This window comes from Streptomyces sp. NPDC002958 (genome assembly GCF_055563255.1).
Genome location: NZ_JBVHDS010000035.1, coordinates 14,808 through 34,174 on the forward strand (window position 1 = coordinate 14,808; position 19,367 = coordinate 34,174).

At 69.0% G+C, this 19,367-nt stretch carries 20 protein-coding genes and 6 pseudogenes; 10 read left to right on the plus strand and 16 right to left on the minus strand.

The window, feature by feature from the left end; translation table 11 throughout:
• Positions 1-116 precede the first annotated feature (116 nt).
• Positions 117-785 carry a macro domain-containing protein gene (locus ACZ3IC_RS31795; protein WP_351197848.1) on the minus strand — a complete coding sequence of 223 codons (669 nt, stop codon included), beginning with the start codon at positions 783-785 and terminating at the stop codon, positions 117-119.
• A 993-nt stretch (positions 786-1,778) separates the two neighbouring features.
• Positions 1,779-1,943 (minus strand): hypothetical protein, encoded by a 165-nt coding sequence (locus tag ACZ3IC_RS31800; protein WP_467421937.1) that lies wholly within the window; start codon positions 1,941-1,943, stop codon positions 1,779-1,781.
• Between the two features lie 279 nt (positions 1,944-2,222).
• Here ACZ3IC_RS31800 and ACZ3IC_RS31805 point away from each other — a divergent pair, with 279 nt between their 5' ends.
• Positions 2,223-2,684, plus strand: a complete 462-nt coding sequence (locus ACZ3IC_RS31805) for an ATP-dependent DNA ligase (protein ID WP_467421958.1) — start codon at positions 2,223-2,225, stop codon at positions 2,682-2,684.
• 255 nt (positions 2,685-2,939) lie between these two features.
• Here ACZ3IC_RS31805 and ACZ3IC_RS31810 read toward each other — a convergent pair.
• Positions 2,940-3,162: pseudogene (locus ACZ3IC_RS31810) on the minus strand (transposase); the annotation flags it as partial.
• Positions 3,163-3,189: 27 nt separating this feature from the next.
• On the opposite strand from ACZ3IC_RS31810, the gene ACZ3IC_RS31815 reads away from it, so the two are divergent.
• Positions 3,190-3,531 (plus strand): hypothetical protein, encoded by a 342-nt coding sequence (locus tag ACZ3IC_RS31815; protein ID WP_467421938.1) that lies wholly within the window; start codon positions 3,190-3,192, stop codon positions 3,529-3,531.
• Here ACZ3IC_RS31815 and ACZ3IC_RS31820 read toward each other — a convergent pair.
• Together ACZ3IC_RS31820 and ACZ3IC_RS31825 are read right to left on the minus strand one after the other, a co-directional pair.
• Complete coding sequence (locus ACZ3IC_RS31820) at positions 3,515-4,747, minus strand: hypothetical protein (RefSeq protein ID WP_467421939.1); 1,233 nt, start codon at positions 4,745-4,747, stop codon at positions 3,515-3,517. The two genes, ACZ3IC_RS31815 and ACZ3IC_RS31820, sit on opposite strands and share 17 nt — an antisense overlap.
• A gap of 470 nt (positions 4,748-5,217) precedes the next feature.
• Complete coding sequence (locus tag ACZ3IC_RS31825; protein WP_467421942.1) at positions 5,218-5,556, minus strand: hypothetical protein; 339 nt, start codon at positions 5,554-5,556, stop codon at positions 5,218-5,220.
• Between ACZ3IC_RS31825 and ACZ3IC_RS31830 the strand changes: the two genes are divergently transcribed.
• The 6 genes and pseudogenes from ACZ3IC_RS31830 (at position 5,555) to ACZ3IC_RS31855 (ending at position 9,444) form a co-directional block, all read left to right on the plus strand.
• Positions 5,555-6,214: a hypothetical protein gene (locus ACZ3IC_RS31830; RefSeq protein WP_467421943.1), complete on the plus strand. Its 660-nt coding sequence runs from the start codon at positions 5,555-5,557 to the stop codon at positions 6,212-6,214. The two genes, ACZ3IC_RS31825 and ACZ3IC_RS31830, sit on opposite strands and share 2 nt — an antisense overlap.
• Positions 6,215-6,953: 739 nt before the next feature.
• Positions 6,954-7,143: pseudogene (locus ACZ3IC_RS31835) on the plus strand (chlorophyllase); the annotation flags it as partial.
• A gap of 238 nt (positions 7,144-7,381) precedes the next feature.
• Positions 7,382-7,753, plus strand: coding sequence for a hypothetical protein (locus tag ACZ3IC_RS31840; RefSeq protein ID WP_467421944.1), 372 nt, complete (start codon positions 7,382-7,384; stop codon positions 7,751-7,753).
• A gap of 82 nt (positions 7,754-7,835) precedes the next feature.
• Positions 7,836-8,333 carry a S8 family serine peptidase gene (locus ACZ3IC_RS31845; RefSeq protein WP_467421946.1) on the plus strand — a complete coding sequence of 166 codons (498 nt, stop codon included), beginning with the start codon at positions 7,836-7,838 and terminating at the stop codon, positions 8,331-8,333.
• 240 nt (positions 8,334-8,573) lie between these two features.
• On the plus strand, positions 8,574-9,188 hold the full coding sequence (locus ACZ3IC_RS31850; RefSeq protein WP_467421947.1) for a polyprenyl synthetase family protein: 615 nt from the start codon (positions 8,574-8,576) through the stop codon (positions 9,186-9,188).
• The gene (locus ACZ3IC_RS31855; RefSeq protein WP_467421948.1) at positions 9,136-9,444 is read left to right on the plus strand and encodes a hypothetical protein; all 309 of its coding nucleotides are present in this window, start codon (positions 9,136-9,138) and stop codon (positions 9,442-9,444) included. The genes ACZ3IC_RS31850 and ACZ3IC_RS31855 overlap by 53 nt, the downstream gene beginning before the upstream one ends.
• Here the strand turns inward: ACZ3IC_RS31855 and ACZ3IC_RS31860 are convergent.
• Together ACZ3IC_RS31860 and ACZ3IC_RS31865 are read right to left on the minus strand one after the other, a co-directional pair.
• Positions 9,430-9,828 carry an MMPL family transporter gene (locus ACZ3IC_RS31860; RefSeq protein WP_467421949.1) on the minus strand — a complete coding sequence of 133 codons (399 nt, stop codon included), beginning with the start codon at positions 9,826-9,828 and terminating at the stop codon, positions 9,430-9,432. The genes ACZ3IC_RS31855 and ACZ3IC_RS31860 overlap by 15 nt on opposite strands.
• Positions 9,829-10,047: 219 nt before the next feature.
• Positions 10,048-11,020: pseudogene (locus ACZ3IC_RS31865) on the minus strand (transposase).
• A 185-nt stretch (positions 11,021-11,205) separates the two neighbouring features.
• Here ACZ3IC_RS31865 and ACZ3IC_RS31870 point away from each other — a divergent pair.
• On the plus strand, positions 11,206-11,748 hold the full coding sequence (locus tag ACZ3IC_RS31870; RefSeq protein WP_467421950.1) for a DinB family protein: 543 nt from the start codon (positions 11,206-11,208) through the stop codon (positions 11,746-11,748).
• 185 nt (positions 11,749-11,933) lie between these two features.
• Here the strand turns inward: ACZ3IC_RS31870 and ACZ3IC_RS31875 are convergent.
• The 4 genes and pseudogenes from ACZ3IC_RS31875 to ACZ3IC_RS31890 form a co-directional block, all read right to left on the minus strand.
• Positions 11,934-12,209: pseudogene (locus ACZ3IC_RS31875) on the minus strand (transposase domain-containing protein); the annotation flags it as partial.
• Between the two features lie 6 nt (positions 12,210-12,215).
• Entirely contained in the window at positions 12,216-12,470 is a 255-nt protein-coding gene (locus ACZ3IC_RS31880; protein WP_467421951.1) for a hypothetical protein, read from the minus strand.
• Positions 12,471-12,478: 8 nt separating this feature from the next.
• Positions 12,479-12,673: pseudogene (locus ACZ3IC_RS31885) on the minus strand (transposase); the annotation flags it as partial.
• Positions 12,674-12,846: 173 nt separating this feature from the next.
• Positions 12,847-14,268 carry a HEAT repeat domain-containing protein gene (locus ACZ3IC_RS31890; protein ID WP_467421952.1) on the minus strand — a complete coding sequence of 474 codons (1,422 nt, stop codon included), beginning with the start codon at positions 14,266-14,268 and terminating at the stop codon, positions 12,847-12,849.
• A gap of 665 nt (positions 14,269-14,933) precedes the next feature.
• Between ACZ3IC_RS31890 and ACZ3IC_RS31895 the strand changes: the two genes are divergently transcribed.
• A complete protein-coding gene (locus tag ACZ3IC_RS31895; protein WP_467421953.1) occupies positions 14,934-15,098 on the plus strand; it encodes a hypothetical protein in 165 nt (54 codons plus the stop codon).
• A 55-nt stretch (positions 15,099-15,153) separates the two neighbouring features.
• Here ACZ3IC_RS31895 and ACZ3IC_RS31900 read toward each other — a convergent pair whose 3' ends face one another.
• The 5 genes and pseudogenes from ACZ3IC_RS31900 to ACZ3IC_RS31920 form a co-directional block, all read right to left on the minus strand.
• Positions 15,154-15,816 (minus strand): lysophospholipid acyltransferase family protein, encoded by a 663-nt coding sequence (locus ACZ3IC_RS31900; RefSeq protein WP_467421959.1) that lies wholly within the window; start codon positions 15,814-15,816, stop codon positions 15,154-15,156.
• 97 nt (positions 15,817-15,913) lie between these two features.
• Positions 15,914-16,201: a hypothetical protein gene (locus ACZ3IC_RS31905; protein WP_467421954.1), complete on the minus strand. Its 288-nt coding sequence runs from the start codon at positions 16,199-16,201 to the stop codon at positions 15,914-15,916.
• A 493-nt stretch (positions 16,202-16,694) separates the two neighbouring features.
• Entirely contained in the window at positions 16,695-18,230 is a 1,536-nt protein-coding gene (locus tag ACZ3IC_RS31910; RefSeq protein ID WP_467421955.1) for a hypothetical protein, read from the minus strand.
• Between the two features lie 170 nt (positions 18,231-18,400).
• The gene (locus tag ACZ3IC_RS31915) at positions 18,401-19,066 is read right to left on the minus strand and encodes a transposase (protein WP_467421957.1); all 666 of its coding nucleotides are present in this window, start codon (positions 19,064-19,066) and stop codon (positions 18,401-18,403) included.
• Positions 18,963-19,367 (minus strand): annotated as a pseudogene (locus ACZ3IC_RS31920) (hypothetical protein); the annotation flags it as partial. The gene ACZ3IC_RS31915 and the pseudogene ACZ3IC_RS31920, both read right to left, overlap by 104 nt.

The window sequence follows — 19,367 nt, forward strand, 5'->3', positions numbered from 1 at the left end:
AACTCCCGATACTCGAACCGGACGCCTCCACGGGCGCCCCGGCATGTTGAACAGATGCGGCAGGGGCGTCGCGGGTGTCCGCGCCCTGGGCGGCACCGGCCTGCGAGGTCTTCGGGTCAGTGACGAAAGGAAGGCCGCTGCGGCACGTTGATCCGGACCCGCCGTGCGGACCCCGCTCCCTCGATGTCGTCGAGCTGCCCCAGTACGGCGGCCCGCAACTCGTCGTAGTCCGCGAAACCGTGGTCGTGGAAGAGGGTGTAGCCCGTCCACATCAGGTTGGCGCACACCTTCGCGGGCACCTGCCCGGTCTGCGCGCCCATCCCGACGAGGGCCACCGACCGGATGCTGCCCGGCTTCGCCCGGTTCTGTAGATGCACCGCCTGGAAGGCGGCCGCGCAGGCCAGGGCCACGTTCATCGTGTCGCTGACGTTCTGCGACGACTGGCGCATGGTGGGCGTCGAGATCAGGTACCGGGGTACGTCCGCCCCGGACGGGACGCACACCGCGCTGCCCACCGGCAGCCGTCCGCCGAACCGGTCGCGGATCGCCCGCTGCACCCGCACCTGGATGCCCGCACCGAGGTACCGCTTGACGACGGCGTCGACCCCACCGTCCATCCGGCCACGCTCGTTGGTGGGGGATACCCAGGCGTCGGCGTCCACATCGAGAAGGGAACCCCGCCTGATCTCGACCTCCGGCGTGTCCGCGAACGCGGACCGCCAGGCCGTCACCACCTCGTCGTTGACGTCGACCAGGACGACGCTCAAAGCATGCCTGACACCCACGAATTCACCCCTCTCACCCCGTGATCTCGAACAATCCCGAAGCTACCGCGCGCCACTGACAGCGCCGTTCGACAGGGTTGTCCGAGCAGGGGAGCAGGGGGCAGGGGAGCAGGGGCAGGGAGAAGCGGAAGCCGATGACGAGCGGTCAGGAACCCGCCGCCAGCGTGGCAACACCCGGCCCGGAGAGGTTGTCCAGTGCCACGCGGCGCCCCGACACGGCGAGCAGCAGGAAGAGGCCGGGGCGGTCGCCTCTCCGGTCCGGTTCCGATCGCCGGGTCCGTGTCCGTCGCCGTCAGGCGGACCCGGTTCACCAGCTTCTGGCGCCACCGAACGAGGACCACTGCGGGCGCAGCACCGACCGGTGGGCGGCGCTCGCCGCCGCCATGACCTTCGAGTACGGCGAAGAGAAGATCTCCTTCGGAGAGCTCCTCGACTCCCTGGACGGCGTTCTGCCCGAGCGCAGACATCCTGACCTCGCTGCTTCGCCGAATCATTCCGTCTGTTCCAGGCGGCTGCGGTTCGATTTGGCGGCTGGCCGGAAGGCGATGTCTCGGCTCCTTGCCGACCTGCTCGACCATCGCCGTGCAGAGGGCCTCGTCCGTCAGCGGCGTCTTCGTCCAGGGGCTGGCGATCCGCCATCCGTCCTGTGCCAGTGTCCGGGTAGCGGCGCCGGGGTCGAATTCAGCGGCGGCCTATATCCCCCGCCGCATCCAGAAACGGCTCGGCTACCTCAGCCCGATCGAGTTCGAGGGGAAGCACTACGCCGACCAGGCAGCGACCGAACCAGTGAACCTGAATTCACGTCAACCCGCCCTGACCAGCTAGTCAGCCACTCCCGCCCAGCGGGGGAACCTCAGTGGTATCTGTAGCGGGCGTGGCTGTCATGGGCCGGTACACCCCGCCCCGTGCCGCTGTCTCGGGAACGGTACTTCTGATCCTTCGGTGCCCGTGCGGCGGCACCGTGATGGGTGGCTTTATCGAGCAGTAGTGACGTCACTTGTCGACGGGTTTGGGAGGCGCCCAGAACCACGGTCGGGTGATGTTGACGAGTTCGGGAGGCGCTCGGGTTCTTGCCAGGGCAGCATCGGGATGCTCCTGGTGAAAGATCCTGGTCATGCCGCAGATCTCGACTGCGCGCTCACTCAGCAGCTCCTGCACGACAGTCATCCCGCGCGACGGCCCGGACGGGTGACAGCCGTAGTCGTGCTGCCCGCCGCAGGTCGCCGGGGTGCCACCGGGCCCGTAGACAGAGAAAGTGCAGCCCGCGGTCCGTGACAGGACGACCCGGGCTGCTGCCCCTCACATCGCGGCCTGCGCCACCCCAGAGGGCGCAGGCCGCGGCGACACCCGACAGAAGGAGCCGACGGTGATGCCAGGCCCGAACCCCACCCCCGTCACCCCGGTTGGCTGACAGGTGCTGCGCCTCCGGTGGAGCCGATGCTGGCCCAGGCCCGCGAGACGGTGCCCGCGCCGGGCGCGCTGCCCGGCGGCCTTGCCTTCGAAGCCAAGTTCGACGGCTACCGGGCACTGCTGTTCACCCCAGCCGGACCGGGCGGGCCGACGCTCCTGCAGTCGCGGCGCGGCTCGCTGATCCAGCGCCACTTCCCCGACCTCGTCGCCGCCGCGCGCCAGCTGCCTCACGGCCTGGTCCTTCACGGCGAAGTAGTGGTGTGGGCGGGGGACAAGCTCTCGTTCGAGGCACTCCAGCGCCGGGCCTCCTCCGGTAGCCGGACCGCCCAGCAGCTGGCGGAGGCGATGCCCGCGCACTTCATCGCCTTCGACGTCCTGCAGATCGACACCCAGGAGCTGCTCACTGAGCCGTACGAGCACCGCCGGCAGCCCTTGAGGACCTGTTCACCGAGCACGGTCTGGCGGCGCCGTGGACGCTGTGCCCCATGACGACCGACCCGGCCATCGCCCAGGAGTGGCTGACCTCCTGGACCAACGTCCCAGGCGTGGAGGGCCTGGTCATCAAAGGGATCGGACAGAAATGCAGACTAGGCGCCCGCGGCTGGTTCAAGATCCGCCGCCGCGAGACCACACCGAAGCGATCATCGGTGGACTCAATGGAACCCTGCACCGCCCGCAGCTGCTCGTCCTCGGCCGTTACGACACAGACGGCCGGCTGCGTACGGTCGGCCGGACGGCCGAAGCCAGGCGAATGCGCAGGTGAACGCCGTCAGCCCAGACGTAGACGTAGTCCGTGGCCGACAGATCGCGGTCCATGAGCGCCTTGTGGTCGGCCTGCCACTGCGCGGTCAGCCGCGTGACTGTCGCGGGTGAGAGGCCGGCGGAAGAGCCGAGGAACTGCTCCAGCGCGGGCACGAAGTCACCGGACGACGGACCGTGCAGGGTAGAGCAGCGGCAGCACCTTGCTTTCCTCGCCCCGGACGTCATCGCCACGATGAGCCGCCTCCCCGCCTCGGCCACGTTCGAGCCGGGCCGTCCGAAGGCTGTTCTGCGCGCGGCCATGGCGGACCTGCTCCCCACTTTGATCAGCGGCAGGGCGGTCAAGGTCCCCTTCGACGCCCTCTACGCCCGCGGCCTGCGGGCACACGGCGACGAACTCATCGCCTGTGCCGTTCCGCCAGGCATCCGCTGGTTCCGGAGATGTTCGACGTGGAGACGCTGCGCCGGGCGGTGCGGGAGGCCCCGGCTCGGCACGGGAGACTCGTACTCATGGGACCGTGTGAACAGCTCGTTCGCCCTGGTGGCCTGGCTGAAGCGGCTCATCGCTGGCTCTTGATGTCCCACAGGGTCCGCACATGCGGGCCCGCGATGAGGTCGACGAGGCCGTAGCGGCTCACCAGCTCGCGTTGTTCCGCCGGTGAGAGGACGCGGCTCTCCTCTCCCTTGCGCGCGACGGTCGTCGTCACGTTCGCGCCCTGCGGGCCGAACTTCCAGTAGACGGTGACGAAACGCGCATCCCTCGTGTACTCGTCGAGCGCGTTGTTCTCGTGCACCCTGGCACGGTAGATGAGGGAGTCGACGCCCCTTTGCTGGTCCTGCTTCACCTGTCCGGAGATCTTGTCCCCACCCCAAGAGTTCCCCACGAACTGGAGCGGCGGCTGCAGCACGAGCCGGTCCTTGCGCGCGAGGCTCGCGGTGGCGTAGAGCGCCACCTGGTCGTACGGCGTGTTCATGGGCAGTTGCACCACCAGTCGGGTGGCGAAGGTGCCGCTCGACTCGATCCATTGGCCAGCAGGCATCCACGGTTTCGCCGCCACCAGCTCGCCGGGCTGGTACACCTCCCGGCGGGAGAGCGGGTTCACCGCCGAGGATTTGGACCACTGCTCGGTGTCGTCCCGCCACTGCTGGCGGAGTCGGTCCCCAGGGCTGAGCGGCACCCGTAACCCCATGGCGTGGAACTCGGTGCCGAGCACATAGAAACCCACGGAACCGTGGTTCTGGATGGTGATGTCGACCGGTACGGAGAAGGCCTTGCCGTCCTTGCCGGGCACCGCCGTTCCTATGGACAAAGTGATGAGAGGCTCGGTCTTCCGCTGGTACGGCACATAGAGGTTCTGATAGCTGAAATTGGCGACCGCGATGACCGAGGAGACGATCACCGCGGCGGCCACCCGCTTCGGAGCGGGGATCAGGACCCTCGTCCGCCACACCGTGAGAACGGCCCATGCCGAACCCGCCGAGAGCGCGGCGAACAGCGCCGGATACCACTTTGAATCGCCGTCCTTCAACGTCTCGAGCAGAACCAGGAGGTTGGTCAGCAGGGCCGCGAACGCGCCGATCAGAGCGACCAGGCCGGAGTACGAGAAGGAGTGCCGGATCCAGTGGTCCAGCACCGCGCCGGCGCCCAGCAGGGTGGTGAGCGCGACCGCGAGAAGGGCGGCACCGGTGATCCGGCCCAGGAAGGTCAGCGCATGGGCGAAGTCCTCGAAGCCGAACCGGGCCAGCAGCAGCGCCGTCAGGATCAGGGTCAGCAGCATGACCGCGAGGGACACGCGTGACTGCCAGGTTCGCAGCGAGGGCCGTACCACTTTCGGGCGCAAGCCGGGGTGGGGCCTGGGGGGAGTCCGCATACGATCACCTCCTGAGACCGGCTGTCGTGCACCGCAGGTGTGCGGCGCGGCCTCAGGAGACCTGCTGCCGCGCCGTGGGTCCGAGCACCATCGTCCGTGGTGATCCACCGGGTCGCCATCGGGACGCCTCCGGACGTGGGGCCGTTCGGCGCGGTGGGCGCGGCCGTGGCGCTGCTCAACCTCGCACCGGGCCCCGCTCGATCGCCCGGTGGCGACCGTCGGCTACCGGCACCTGCGCGAGCGCACCGCACCCGCCAGCGTGGTGCCCAGGACCGGAGCGACCAGGACGTGGGCGCTGTACCCCGGGCACGGCACCATGCAGGACGCGCACCAACGTGCCGCGTTTCATGACGCGGAACTACCGGGGCAAGGGGCCGCTGACAGTGCATTGGTTACACCGCGAGGGCGGTCCCGGCCGCTGCGACAAGGTCGTCGGCAGTGCGGATCGCGTGCTCGCGGGCTGCGCGGAGGGTGGTGTCGTCGGGGGCGGCCCGCAGCCCGCACGCGGCGTCGGCCGCGGTCTGCGCGGCGGGGGCGAGGGCGGGCAGCAGGATGGAGACCCGCAGGAGCGGGGAGGTGATCGCGGATCGGGTGGTGTGGCTGACGCTCTCAGACCTGCCCGACCCGGTGGAGACCCCGGACGCTATGGGCGACCTCAGCGAGGAAGAGGAGCAGATCCTCGCGCTCTGCATGCGCGGCATCCGCCAGTTCGAGGACGCCTGGTAGGTCATGGGCAAGACCATGGCCAACATCAGCAACCGTCGCCTGTACCGCAAGACGCACGCGACCTTCGCCGACTTCGCCCGCGAGGTCTTCCAGAAGTCCCGCCCGCTCGCGTACGAGGAGATGACCTCGTACGCGAGCGGGGAGCTTCTGTCTGCACGCGCAGACAATCCGTTCGAAAGAGATTCGAACGATGTGTCTGCACGTGCAGACACCCCCACCATCGACAAGAAGGCCGCCGGTGCGCTCAACCCGATCACCAAGGACTACGGCCCCGAGACATCCGTCGCCGTCCACGAGACCATCAAGGACGCCACCGGCAAGACCGTCACCGTCAAGGTGATCACCGGCATCGTGCAACAGCTCCCCCGCAAAGACGAGAGAGAGCTGACCCAAGAAGAGCTGACAACCCTGGCCCGCGAACTGGCAAGCAGCCAGAGCCAGAACGGCAGCCAGGACGAGCCGGTTGACGCGGCGCTGCGCCAGGCCGTGAGCCAACGGGTCCGCCAGCTGGCCGACGACCTCAAGTGCGGCCGAATCTCTCAGCAGGAACTGCACCGCACCCTCGCGGCCTCCTTCGCAGACACTGACGATCCTCGTGTCTATCAAGCACTGGTCCGCTGGATGAAGGACCGAGATCGGAAGGCGCCGCAACGACAGGCATAGCGGTGTTGGAACGAACTCGCCACGGGCCCCGGGAGATCCCCCGGGGCCCGTGGCGAGTTCGTCCGTTCAACAGCGACGCTGCCGACCGCGAGGTTGTGTCACCGATCCGGGAGCTTGCGCCGCAGCACGTCCATCGACTTCTTCATGTCGCCGAGCTGGTCACCCAGAACACGGAGACGCCATTGCATGTGCTCCATCCGCACGGACGCGGCCAACGTCGCGAAAGTCTGGGCCAAAACCGCTGCGCCCGGATTCCTTGCCGCTGCCCGGCCCCGGCCGAACCTGGCCCTGTTCACCGGCGGCAGGGGTCTCGGCCGGCTCGGCCGCGCGGGCCATCACGGGGAACCCTGCGCACGCCCGACGGCGGGTACGTACCAGGACCCCGCTACGACTGATCGCGGTGCCCGAGCCGGGACCGCGGTGCAAGACCTGCAAGTCCGGTCCGCGCAGGCCAGGCCGTGCTCCACGGATCGACGGCGGAGCAGCTCCGGTTACCGGCAGCGGCCGGCGCAGGAAGAAGGCGGCGTTCACTGTGGCTGTCAGGGCCTGGCTGCTCAGCAGGGGGACCGGGGTGTGTTCGGTACGGGCGGGCGCCGGAAAGGGGTGCCTGGCCCGGACCGGATGCCGCTGCTATTGGCGGGCGGGGACGCGAGCCTGCAGGGCGGCGGCTCCTTCCCGGGCGGCTCCGTTCGGCAGGTGCAAGGGCGGATGGGCGGCGGCCCGTTCGGCGAGCAGCAGGGCCGAGCACTCGCTCGGCGGCATCCTCGGATACGAGGTCGCCGAGACCACCGACGAGAGCCCCCGCACGCGTCGCCCTGATCCAGCGGCTCACCACGGCCTTCCTGCGCAGCGCCCTCTGCCCCGAGGACACTGGTTGGAAGGCGGCGGCCACCGCACTGGAGGAAGGCCACCCGCTGGGGAGTCTGTAGAACAAGTAGTCGGGCAACCGCCGAGCCCGCCCTTCCGGTCGCACGAGGGGGCCGGATCGAGGAAGATGGTCGACGTGATCGATGACCGCGGGCCGGGCATGCACCGCCCCCGGCCCATGGGCGGGACATCCTGGCTGTCAGGTCCTGGGGCGACCCCGCGATAGCCCGCCCGGGGGTTCCAGGAGATGCAACCGCGACAGAGACGCCCGCAGGTTGCTGAGGCGGACGGGAGCCATTGATGTCGGAACGGATCCCGCCGGACACCTGGGAGAAGTTCGACGTCGCACTGCAGCAGGAAATCCTCGCCGTTCGGCCTGCCGAAGTCGCCGTGCTCATCGTCCTCACTCCGGGCGCTGATCACCCGTCAGGATCGGCTGTGACGCGTGGCGAGGCCGTCGACGCCATGCGTCGGGCATTCGGGCGCCGAGCCGAGGCGGTGGTCGGCACCCTCGTTGCGGCGGGCGGGCGAGACATCCGCGAGTTCTGGCTCAATCACACGGTTGCAGCTCGTATATCGATAACGTCGTTGCTCGCGGTCGCGGCTCGTCCGGAGGTCCGGCAGGTACTGCTGGATTCGCCGAGGCAGGCAGAGATCGCGGACGAGCACTGAGAGGAGCCAGGATGCCCTCGCCGCCCCCTGGAAGGGATGCCCGCACCGCGACGGCGCGTGGGTCTGCCCCTCCGGCAACTGCGTGCTGTGCACCGCCGCCGACAATCTCGTGAACCTCGGCGTGGTGGTGGTCGTCGCCTCCGGAAACGAAGGCGTCGACTTCTGGGGGGACTACGCGACCAAGATCCGCTGTCCCGGTAACGCACGCAACGTCATCACCGTCGGGGCCACCGACGACGGGGACAACATCGCGGACTTCTCCAGCCACGGCTCGACCCCGGACGGCAGGCCGAAGCCGGACGTCGCAGCCCCGGGTGTGCTCATCGCCTCGGCGCGGGCGCCGGGCACGGGAAGGCCGGAAGACGTCGTCGCGCCGGGCTTCATCGACAAATCCGGCACCAGCATGGCGACCCCCCACGTGGCAGGTGTCGCCGCGCTCATGCTGGACAAGAACCCCAACATCACCCCCGGCACGGTCAAGACGCTCATCGTCACGACCACGCCCGCACCGATCCCGATCGTCTGGTACGGCAGGGTCGACGCACTCGCGGCGGTCAACGCCACGCCCGCGCCGCCGTGACGGCGCACCACACCACCGGTCGGAAACCGCCCATGAGGAGAGACGTCCCATGCCCGACGATTTCGCGCCCCGGGCAGCAAGCGTCACCGACAACGACAGAACACTGGCGGGCGCGGTGCGGAGCGGGGTCAGGGACTTCAAGACCGAAAACCCGGTGGAGTTCCGGGAGATGGTGGGCGAGTTCGACGGCCGCCAGGCCAACGTGGCCGTGCTCGGCTTCGGCTGCCCTTCCTGGCCCGCATGGCCACGTCGGGCTGGGGAGATCCCGGAGTCCCGTTCCGGCCGGCGCTGTTGCTCCTACTGGCAACCCATTTCGGTGACCCCGGCACGCGCTGCCGCATCAAGCTGGGCACCGCGATCGAGCTGAGCGCGTTGGCGGCGCTCGCGCAACTCGGCGTAGAGGACACCCCGACACCGCACTCCAGCTGGGGAAACAGGTTCGCCATCCTGGTCAGCGACCTGCTGATGTCGAAATCCCTACACCTCGCCACCGACGGCGGCCCTCAGACCCTCGCGGTCCTCTCCCAAGCCGTCACGAAGGTGTGCACCGGCCGGATCCGCGAGCGGCAGCACGCGTTCGATCCGGGGGTGACCGAGGACGAGCATCTGTCGCTGGTCGAGTTGCAGACCGCATCGTCGTTCGAGTTGCCGTGCCGGCTCGGCGCCGTCGTGGCGGGAGCCGATCCCGAGCATGCCGGAGCACTCGCGAGCTACGGCCGTGCGCTCGGCGTCGCGTTCAGGCTGACCGAGGACATTCGCACGCTCACCGGCCACGGGCCCGGGGGACAACACCGCGGGCGCCGTGCTGCGCGACGGCACGCTGGCGCATCCCGTGCTGGTCGCGCTGCGGCGTAGGCAAGGAAGACTGACGAGCCTCGTGCGCGGCGGGTGCCCGACGGCGGACGAGATCGACGAGGCGGTGGCGCTCGTCCGCGAGAGCGGAGCGCTCGACGTGACCCGTGCTCTGGCACGCGAACAGGCCGTCCGGGCGGCGGTCGCGCTTGAGGCACTGCCGGAAGGCCCTCCGCGCGCATCGTTGTTCGCGCTGATCGACTATGCGGTCACCCGACGGGTTCCGCAACGACCGGACCTGGAGTCACTGTTCGGGTGATCGGGGGTGGTTTTCCGTGGATGCCGGTCGGCTACACGCCGATCCCGGCATCCTGGCCTGGGCCCGCAGAGTGCGGAAACGCAGCCGGAGCGAGGGCGGTGCCCACCAGTTGGCGCCGCGGAGCAGTGTCATCGTGGCCGGAACCAGCACGCACCGCACCAGCGTGGCATCGACGACGACGGCGACGGTCAGCGCGATCGCCAGCTGTTTCATGACCAGCAGCTCGCCCGTGGCGAATCCGATGAAGACGATGCACATCAACGCGGCGGAGGAGCTGATGATCCGGGCGGAGTGCTGTACCCCGAGCTCGACCGCGAGATCATTGTCCAACCCGGAATCGTGGAGTTCCTGAATGCGCGAGAGCAGGAACACCTCGTAGTCCATCGAATTGCGAGTCGATCACAGGATCCGCTCAGCAGTTTCACTACCGTCGCCGGGTTCGGCCGCAACTGCCGGATCACCGTAAAACGGCTACGCCTGGGGTTCGTCTTCGGTGCGTGTGGTGTGGCCGGGGCCGGGGCAATCCTGCGGTCGGCGAGGGTAATGATCACGGGGACAATTGAGATCGGGACGTGCGGGCCTGGGGGTTTGGCTGTCGGGTGATCAGCAGGTCGTCGTGCGGACGGGCACCAGCTCGGTACTCGTCCTGCGGCGGGTTGCCCTGCGGGCGGAGCGGTCGGAGACCAGACCGGCGATGGCGCGGTGGGTCTCGTCGTAGTCCTCACGCCGTCCGGTGTAGCGCTGGAGCGGGCGCCACTGCTTGTACTCAGCATTGGTGTGCTCCACACAGATCCGAGCCGAGGACTGCCGGCGTCGCTGTCCGCGCCAGGCCCGCCTCTCGCCGTCACACACGTCGTCCTTCGGCTTCCTCGACGGAGCGCTGACCTGGTGTGGGAATTCGTTGGCCAAGCCGCGGTAGCCCTCGTCCACCTCGACTTTCACATTTGGGCGGAGGCGGAATTGCTCGGCAATGCCCTCGGTGCGCACGGCGGTCTGGTCGTGCACGCGGCCCGGCCGCGTCACGCCGGAGAAGAGGGTACGGCCTTGGTGATCGCTGAACGTAGTCGTCTTGATGGTGTTCTGCTTCTTCCTGCCAGAGACGAACGCCTTACGTCCGGCGCGCCCGGCCTTGGGAGGTCTGACCTGGACTTCCGTGCCATCGATGCGCAGGTCGACGCCTTCGGCTTCGGCGTAGGCGAAGACATCCTCCAAGGTCCGCAGGCGCAGGCCGCGCCGGTCGGGGACGGCGAAGCCACGGGCCGCGAGCAGCGGCCGGACCTCGCGGATGGCAGTGGCGATGGTGGAGCGATCGACATCGAACAGTTCGGCCAGGGCGGCATGCGGAAGCCCGAGCCGCAGGTGGACGAGGGTGGCCAGCAGCCGGTCGGGGAAGACCAGCTTCTGCTTACGGCCCGCCCCAGCCGCCCGGCGCCGGGCACCCCCGCTCATGCAACGCGGACTCGCGGACCGCCGTCCACCTGGGCGCGAGTTCTTGGAGCAAACCGCCGAAATGTGCGCGGGAGACCCCGGACAGGGCAGGATGGGAGCAGGCTGTACGGGCCCAGGTCAGCTTCACAACTCACCTAACCCGTACGGCCCTTCCCCGTCACGGCCTGATCTGACCTGCTCGCATTCGCCCGCGACGCTCGCGCGGATTCATCTCACGCGATGGGCCTGCTGCGCGCTACACCGTGACACCCTGATGCACCACACCAGGCGACGTGACGGCTGCCCTCCAGGGCACCATGCGAGGATCGAACGATGAGAAATCCCCGCCGCGAGTTACTGCGCTGGCAGTTCGACATGACCTGGTCACTGTTCGAGTACCACCTGGAGCGGCTCGCACCCGAGGCCTTTCTGTGGGAGCCCACTGACCTGACCTGGACAGTGCGCCCGGACGCCGCCGGGAACTGGCTGCCGGACTGGGCCAACACCGAGCCCGACCCCGTTCCCGTTCCCACCATCGGCTGGGTGAGCTGGCACATCGGCTGGTGGTGGAGCACTGCCATCGATCACGCACAGGGACGTACGCCCCGGGAGCGTACCGACATCACCTGGCCCGGCAACGGACCGGCGACCGTCGCCTGGCTACAGGATCTGCGTCCCCAGTGGCTAGCGGTCCTCGACAAACTCACCGACGCCGATCTGGACGCCGCCTCCACGCTGCCGTGGCAGACCCCTCCGGACAACACCATCGGACACATGATCGCCTGGCTGAACGCCGAACTGATGAAGAACGTCGCTGAGATCGGGCAGCTGCAGCTGATCTGGGCGGCCTCGAAGTCGCGACCCAAGAAGCAATAGGGCTCAGCAGAAGGAACGTCGTCCAGCACGGCAGCCGCGACATCGAGCCCAATTACTCCCCAGGTCGTAAGGCTGCGACGCCCGGTGCGGCGGCTGTGACCGGCGATGCCGTGTTCGCGCATGACCCGCTCGACGCGCGCCCCCAGCCGGAGCCGGGCCCGTCCGATCGCTCCGCTGGTGGGCACCCGCCACGTCTTCGACCACCGGCGTTCCCGTTCCAGGCCCTGCGTGAGAAGCCGTCCGACCTCCTCATATCCCTGTCCCGAGAACAGGCACATCGCCAGCACGATATACATCACCACCCGTGCGGGAAGCAGCCGTTGACGTTGCTCGGCCCGCCCGCACTCCGCCACCACCTCATCCACCAGCTCCGGCGGAAACGCACGCGTGAGCACTCCCAGAGCGATGCGATCCGAAAACCGATCACTCTCAACTGCCTTCAACTGTCCTGGCCTTGGCACACCAACTCAACGAGCCAGCGTCAGCAAAGTCACCGGTATTGGGTCTAGACGGGCGATGCAGCGAAGCAGAATGCTTCGACCCCGCGCTTCGAGCTCGCCGCCGTTCTTGATCCACGTGAAAACACAACCTGCGGTGTCCGAGTCCAGCATCACCAGGTCGAAGCCGGCTCGGTCCGCGCCACCCAATCTAGGAGGAAAGGGAAATTCCATGAACTCTTGGTACAGGCGTGATACGGCCTCAACCGCAGATTCTTCGCTCACGCGGACCATCATGGCGCAGCTTTCACAACGCCTGGAGTCGTCTTGAGTCTGCGGTAGCAGATGAGGGTGCAGGCGATGCTGGTGAAGCCGAGGAAGTGGTCGGCTTTGCGTTCGTAGCGTCGGTGGAGGCGCCGGCAGCCGGCGAGCCAGGCCATGGTGCGTTCGATGGTCCAGCGATGACGGCCCAGCCGCTGCGAGGACTCGCCAACGGGGCGCGGAGGCCATCGTGGTCCCCTGTAACACCGCCACCGTCACCGCGATCGACGATCTGCGCGAGAGGTTCGAACCGCGCGTGCCCGTGATCGGAACCGTGCCCGCCGTGAAATCGGCCGCAGCAACCGGCCAAGGCCTCGCCGTGTGGGCAACCGTGGCGAACTCAGCTGTCCACCCCTGCCTCCCTGTTCCGTTGCCGCAGCACGTGGTCGCTGAAAAGGTGTCGGCTCCGGTCGAGAAGTTCCCCCACCTCCGCGCCGCAGCGCCGTACGTCCGCCGAGGGATGCCACCGCTGCACCGCCTGCCCTGCCCAGGTGCGCAGCTTCACATCCGGGTCCTCCAACAGCCCGACCGCCGCCCGCAATGCCGCTACCCCGTCGCGCGCGTCGAGCAGCCGGAACGCGGCGAGCCGAACGTGCCGCGGCCGCTCGGAGCTGGTGCGTTCCAGTAGCCAGTCGGCGGGCAGTTCCTCTGCCGATGGCAGCAGGGCGACGGCTGTCTCGCGCACGACACCAGCGGCAGGATCGTCGAGGAGGGGCCGCAGCTGCTCCGCGTCCGCGCTGTCCAACGCCCGCAGACCGGCCACCGCCCGCGCCCGCACCCCGGCCGCCGGGTGCGCGAGCAAGGGCCACAGCAGCCCTGCATCCGCACGGTCCCCGCACTCGGCCAGACCGATGACCGCACCGGGCGGCAACTCGGCGTCGTCCGGTGCCGTGCACCGCTGCCGGTACCAGGCCGCCGGATCTCCTCCGTGTTGTCGTATGACGTACCGAGCGCAAGCGCGCACCAGCGTGGACCGGTCACTGAGGAACGGCTCAGCTTGCTCCGACCGCCCCGCCCGCCGCAGCGCGGTGACACCGGCCGAACGGGTACGCGGGTTGCGCGCGGTCAGCAAGGGCGCCAGCACATACTCGTAGGCCTCCTCGTCGCTCAGAGTCGAGAGCGCCGCTGTGGCACATAGGTCCTGGACCACGGTGTCCTCGTCCTGGGCGGCCGCGCGGGCCAATTCGGCGGGGCGGAGCAGCCGGCTGTCGACGGCCCACCGGTACGCGAACCGCCGCACGATGCGGTCGGGGGCAGTGAAGAGAGCCGCGAGCTGCCCGTGGGATGCCCGGTGCATGGCCTCTTCGAGCACCTCGACACCAAAAGCGCCTCTGTCACGGTCGCCAACCCGCAGGATCAGCGGCGCGAGGTCGAGGGCAGAATCGACGTCCAGGACCTCGCGCAGCAGCCGGAGGGCGCGCTCGCGCACTGGGCCGACCCAATCGGCGCAACGGATCACGATCAACGGCAGCAGACCGGGGTACCGGGCCGACCGATGCACCGCCTCCTGACGGATCCACCCGTCGCGGTGGCACAGGGCAAGTGCGAGCCGAGACTCGTCGAGCTGAGTCGAGTCGACGGGCAACGGCGTGGAATGCTCCCACTCCGGCAGGGACTGCGAGCGGTACCAGTCCACCTCACGCACGCCCGCGTCCAGCGCGAGCCAGTCGCTGGGGTCGGCGACATTGAGCGTGGTCCGAAGCGGCGCACCTCCCGCGAGCCGCACCGCTGCCACTGTCCCGTCCCCGGTCTTCTTACGCATTCCCGCCCCTCACCAGCAGCCGTACCGGGGCATCGTAGGGTGCCGGGTGTGCGCAGGGCGCGCGAAATACTGCCCTGGAGTCGCTGAGGGGAACCGGTCGACTGGCCGGCTCTCGCCTCATCCGCCGGCGCCTTCGCCGAGCCCCCGCCGGCGGTTGACACCTGAGACCCCTTTCGGGCGCGGCTGCCGCGCGGGGCTTGCCTATGCTGCGGCCATGGGGCTGGATCTCACACTGTTCATGGCGGACTGGGAACGGTTGAGCGCCTTCCCCGTCGAGGACCGGATCGACGCATTGGAAGACACGAGCCTGCCACGGGAGTTCGACGACGCGGACCACCGCAGGTGCGGTCGGGCCAGCGGCTGGTTGTGGCCCCCGGACCGGGGGCGGCGTGGTGTGCCGAGTACGACTTCTTCACCACCACCGGCGGCTCCCGCCCGCATGCCCGCGCGGGAGCCGCATGGGCGGACATGCGGCTGCTCGTCGACCCGTCCGTGTGTGAGGCGATGGACACCTTTCTCGACGGCCTGATCTGGCAAGCGGATCCGTCCGCTGGTTCACCGGGGGTGGGGGGCTCTTCCCGCCTGCCACCGACCGTTGGCATCCGGGAATCCTTCTTGTGTGCCCGCCTGCGGCGGTACCGGGTAAGGCCCGTGCCTGGGAGCGGGTGGAGCCGTTCCTTGAGGAGTTGCGCAGGCCGTTCGCCGCCGAGTGCGCGGGCTGGGCGGGCCGCCCGGACAGCTTCGAGGACCTCACCGCGCTTCTGCGTGAATGGGGCGATGTGATGACGGAGGCTGCTTGCCGCGGCTGGGGCCTCATGGGGCTGCCCTAGATGTGTTGACGTTGACCTGTGAGGTCGTGTCCGCGAAGCCTGCGGGCGGCAGGAACTATGCGGCGAGCGCGGCGGGCTCGCGCAGGTGGGCGGCGGCCGTGCGCCACGCGGTGGTCACCGAGGTCCGGGCCCGTGCCGTCCGGGTGGCGCGGTCGCCGGTCAACTCCAAGGGCGCGCCCACGTGCACATGAAGGTCCGGTCGGCGCAGCGGGGCGGTGACCAGGCCGGCGAGCTGCTTGGCGGTGCTGCCCGAGGTGATCCGGTGGGCTCCGGCCTGGCCCACGGGTACGACGGGGGCGCCGGTGCGTTCGGCGAGCCGGGCCAGGCCGCTGCGGAAGGTGCCGGGTGCCGCTTCCCCGGCGTCCCTGCGGCGGGGCAGGCCCCCTTCGGCGTAGATGAGGACCAGCCGCCCCTGCTCCAGGGCCTCCGCCGCGGCGTCCAGCGCGGCCGCGGCGCGCCGGTCTCCGCGGATGACCGGGATGTGTCCTTCGCGGGCCAGCGCACGGCCGAGCAGCGGGACGCGCCACAGCCCCGCGGCCGCCATGATGACCGGCTCGGCGCCGAGGCGGTGCAGGGCGGCGGTCACGATCGCGGGGTCCGCCAAGGACGTATGGTTCGCGGCGATGATACTGCCGGGCGCGAGTTCGGCGCCGGGGTCGGTGGTCACCGTCAGGCGGCCGAACGCGGGCACCAGGACGTCGGCGGTGCGGCTGAGCATGAAGGGTCTCCCGGTCTCGGCGGTGTTGGCCCTCATCGTCGGGACCGGATGGCGGCCGGGGCCTGAGTCGTCGTACTCATATTCGAGCCTTGTCGCTTCAGGCGGTGCACCGTTCCCGCCTCGCCACCGGTCGGGTGGCACCGTTCCTGGTGAATGCCCAGAGGATGAAGGCGAGACCGCTGAATCCGGCGCCGAGCGCGTCCGCCGCACCCCGCAGACACGACTCCGCGATCTCCTCCGGCCGCCGCAGGAACGGGCCGGACAGGATCCGGCGCGCGTCCTGCAGCAGATCCAGCGCCCGTGCTCCCGCCTCCCCCTGGGCCGCCAGGGCATCCGCGAGGACGTCGTCGCCCTCGGGCAGCACGCTCGCGCCGGCCGGCGCCACAACGTCGTCACCCTCACACCGTAGAGCCGCCGGTCACCGCCCCCGGCCCGGTATCGCAAATCCGCGATGGCCAACAGACCCTCGCCTGCCGGTACTCCCCCACGCGCTGGCCGCCGACACCGTCCTGTCCAAGCCGGCAGGCCCGCACGGCTGGCCAACACTCCAGGTCCGGACACCGCGCCGAACACCAGCGAACACCGCCGAACACCTTGACCGTTCCCCTCCCCGCCGCGGGCAGCCGGTGACGACACGGGCGCGGCGCAGCGGCGCACCAGGCCGGACGGTCGGACGGCGAGGCGCGGAGCGGCGTCAGGCCGGGCGCAGGAGCGGAGCGGCGCGGGCCGGACGGCGGACGGCCCTGCAGCGGCGGACATGCACGGGCCAACTGGCCCCGTCTCCGACGTGGCTGACGCCTGCTGCGACAACGCAGCAGCCCAGCCCATGATCGATCTCGGCGCCAGATCCTGTACCGGAACTGCTCGACCTCGGGTTCCTACTGGCCCACCGACTCCTCTGTCACTGCATTAGCCAGCACCCGGAGATCATCGGTTGGGCGCGTGAGTGTGCCCAGCAGGGCGGCACCTGCCGCCAGTGCTGCGCGGGCGGTTGCTGCCAGTCCTATCGCTGCTGCGGCGCGCGCGACAAGGAAGTGCTCCTCAGCAACCCTGTGGCCCAGCTGGAGGCCGCGCCAGGCAATGGTGTGGTTGTGGTGCTCCTGCTCAGGGAGGTTCAGGTCCAGCGCGAGTTGGTCGGTAGGGGGCGCTGGCGGAGGACCGTCGAGATCCGCGACGGCATGCTGCAACGACTGCCAGGCCGCTTCCGCATCGCCGGCCCGTCGTTGCAGCGAGGCGAGGCTGAGCATCGAGGACCCACGTTGCTGCGGGTCGTCCTGGAGGCAGGCGTGCAGTTTCTGCGCGCGTGCAGCCTGGGTGAAGTCCCCGAGCCTGGTGAGCTGTCCGGCAAGGTACCCGAGAAGGGGTGCGTCGCGTGGTCCCGCGTCGTCCAGCAGTCGTAGCAGGATGCTGCGGGCCAGCTCGGTTCGGCCTTGGCGGCGGGCCAGATCGGCCCAGGCGAGCTCATCCTCATCCGCTGGGTCCTGACCATGGTTGGAGACATCAAACGCGGTCGCCCACGCACTCAACTCTTCTGCCGCCTCCGGGAAGCCGCCCAGCCCGTAGTAGACGTCCGAGTTGGCCATGCGCAGTGACTGCATCAGCTCGTAGTCCTCGGCGTGCCCGTGCAGTCCCACCAGAACCGCGGCCAGATGTAGCTCTTCGGTGTGGCCGAGCCGGGCCTCGGCTCGGAGTATCTCCCGCAGAAGCGGGAGGTCGGTGGTCTGACGGTCGTACTGGGCCATTCGCAGCAAGGTCGCGCGGCGTGCTGGATCGTCCGCGACCTGAGCCCAGCGGGTGCTGTCTAGGCGGAGCATGAGGAGGTCTGCTTGCCCTGGAGCGAGGACGGTTTGCCAAAGTGGTGGGCGCGGGAGCCGGTCAAGCAGGGCGTAGGCGCAGCCCTCGTCCGCATTGAGCAGTATGAAGTCCGGTTCAGTGCGGAGCAGCGACCGGTGTAGCCGCCGGATCACTTCCAGCTGCGGGAGCTGGCGCAGTCCGAGCCCGGCCAGGAGGCGGCTGCGATCGTGGTCGAGCTGCGAGGCGTAGGAGCTACGGATGCCTTCTTCGGTCCGCGCGATGGCAGCTGTCAGCTCGACTGTGTCGGCCTGGAGGTCGAGGTCCGTGTAATCCCGCCAGCCGGGTAGCCCGATCAATACTTCGAGGGTCTCGTCCACGCTGTTGCCGACCAGGCCAGCTTCGCCTTCGGAGCTGGCATAGAGAACTTCACCGTTCGAACACAGGAAGTAGGTGCCGCCGGTGTCATCTCCAGCCACCGCCTGCAGAGCCGTCCCGGATGCCAGCCTCACTGCCTCGCCGTGCTCGGCGCGATCGAGGTCGAAGTCGAACGGGAATGCCGCGAGATCAGCCAGCTCCGAGTGCTGACGCAGAAGCTCCAAAGCGCGGTCACGGCGAGTCATGGCAGGACCGTAACAGCCGTAAACGACCTTTATGACAGCACGGGTGCCGAGGCAGGACTAGCGAGTACCCAGCTCTCCCGACTACGTAGAGCTACTTGTCACTTCGCGGCAGCTTCGGGAGTACAGGACTCCGTTGGGAAATCCGCAAACCCGGTGGTCGAGACCAGGATTTAGGCCGCGAGTTCGAGTCGTGCCAGGTGGGAGGTTCTGGTCTCGCCGAGCGGCGTTTCGGTGAGCCAGGCGTCGAGTCGGACGATGTTGATCGCGGTGGCGGCGAAGACGTTGCCGAGGTGAGTCTTGGCCAGGCCGACGTAACGGGTGCGGCGGATGCCGGTGCGGCGCACCGTCTGGGAGATGGTGCCCTCCACCCCGGCCCGGGTGTTGTAGCGCTGTTGCCACTCATCGGTCAGTTGCTCGCGGCGTCGGTCCTCCAGTACCTCCTGCTGGTCTCGGGGCAGGAGGGTCAGGCTGCGGCCCCATTTTCCGTTGGTCGCCTTGGTGCACTTTTCTCGCGCGGGGCAGCTCGCGCAGTCCTGGGCGGTGAAGTGCACCCGTGCCAGGGGCGTGCCGCTGGTCTTGCGCTGGTTGGACCAGCTGGCGCTGGTCTTGCCCTGGGGGCAGGTGACCGTCCTGGTGTGCCAGTCGACGTGAAGGCGCTCTGGGCATAGTGCTCGCCGGGGTGGTTGGTGTGGTGGTATCAGGTCCGACCGGACCCAGGAGTTCGATGCCGTGCTAGTCGCGGGCGGTGACGATGTGGGCGGCGGTGACGTAACCGGCGTCCACATCGTGTTCGTCAGGCAGCAACTCCCGTGCCGCCAGGCCCTGATGGATCTCATCGGTCATCTCGGTGTCGGTGACCGTGGCGTCGGTGGTCGCGACATGGGTGATCAGGTGCGGGGCGTCGGGTTCGCAGGTCTCGCTCAGGTGGGTCTTGTAGCCGCACCAGCCCATACCGCGTTTGGTGCTGTAGCGGGCGTCGGTGTCGTAGGGCGAGGACAGACGGTCTCTGCCCGGCGGGAGGTCCTTGCCCTCCCGCCAGCGCTGAACCGCCCCGGGTTCGGTAGAGATCTCAGATTGTGGTTGTGACCTGGGGTTTCGTTGATTCCATGTAGTAGTTGGCTTCGTACTCGACGGGCG

Coding starts and splice junctions, on each gene's coding strand:
- ACZ3IC_RS31805 (WP_467421958.1), top strand. CDS start 2,223: ATGCTGGCCCAGGCCCGCGAGACGGTGCCCGCGCCGGGCGCGCTGCCC.
- ACZ3IC_RS31815 (WP_467421938.1), top strand. CDS start 3,190: ATGAGCCGCCTCCCCGCCTCGGCCACGTTCGAGCCGGGCCGTCCGAAG.
- ACZ3IC_RS31830 (WP_467421943.1), top strand. CDS start 5,555: ATGGGCAAGACCATGGCCAACATCAGCAACCGTCGCCTGTACCGCAAG.
- ACZ3IC_RS31825 (WP_467421942.1), bottom strand. CDS start 5,556: ATGACCTACCAGGCGTCCTCGAACTGGCGGATGCCGCGCATGCAGAGC.
- ACZ3IC_RS31840 (WP_467421944.1), top strand. CDS start 7,382: ATGTCGGAACGGATCCCGCCGGACACCTGGGAGAAGTTCGACGTCGCA.
- ACZ3IC_RS31850 (WP_467421947.1), top strand. CDS start 8,574: ATGGCCACGTCGGGCTGGGGAGATCCCGGAGTCCCGTTCCGGCCGGCG.
- ACZ3IC_RS31860 (WP_467421949.1), bottom strand. CDS start 9,828: ATGGACTACGAGGTGTTCCTGCTCTCGCGCATTCAGGAACTCCACGAT.
- ACZ3IC_RS31870 (WP_467421950.1), top strand. CDS start 11,206: ATGAGAAATCCCCGCCGCGAGTTACTGCGCTGGCAGTTCGACATGACC.
- ACZ3IC_RS31890 (WP_467421952.1), bottom strand. CDS start 14,268: ATGCGTAAGAAGACCGGGGACGGGACAGTGGCAGCGGTGCGGCTCGCG.
- ACZ3IC_RS31900 (WP_467421959.1), bottom strand. CDS start 15,816: ATGCTCAGCCGCACCGCCGACGTCCTGGTGCCCGCGTTCGGCCGCCTG.
- ACZ3IC_RS31910 (WP_467421955.1), bottom strand. CDS start 18,230: ATGACTCGCCGTGACCGCGCTTTGGAGCTTCTGCGTCAGCACTCGGAG.
- ACZ3IC_RS31915 (WP_467421957.1), bottom strand. CDS start 19,066: ATGAGATCCATCAGGGCCTGGCGGCACGGGAGTTGCTGCCTGACGAAC.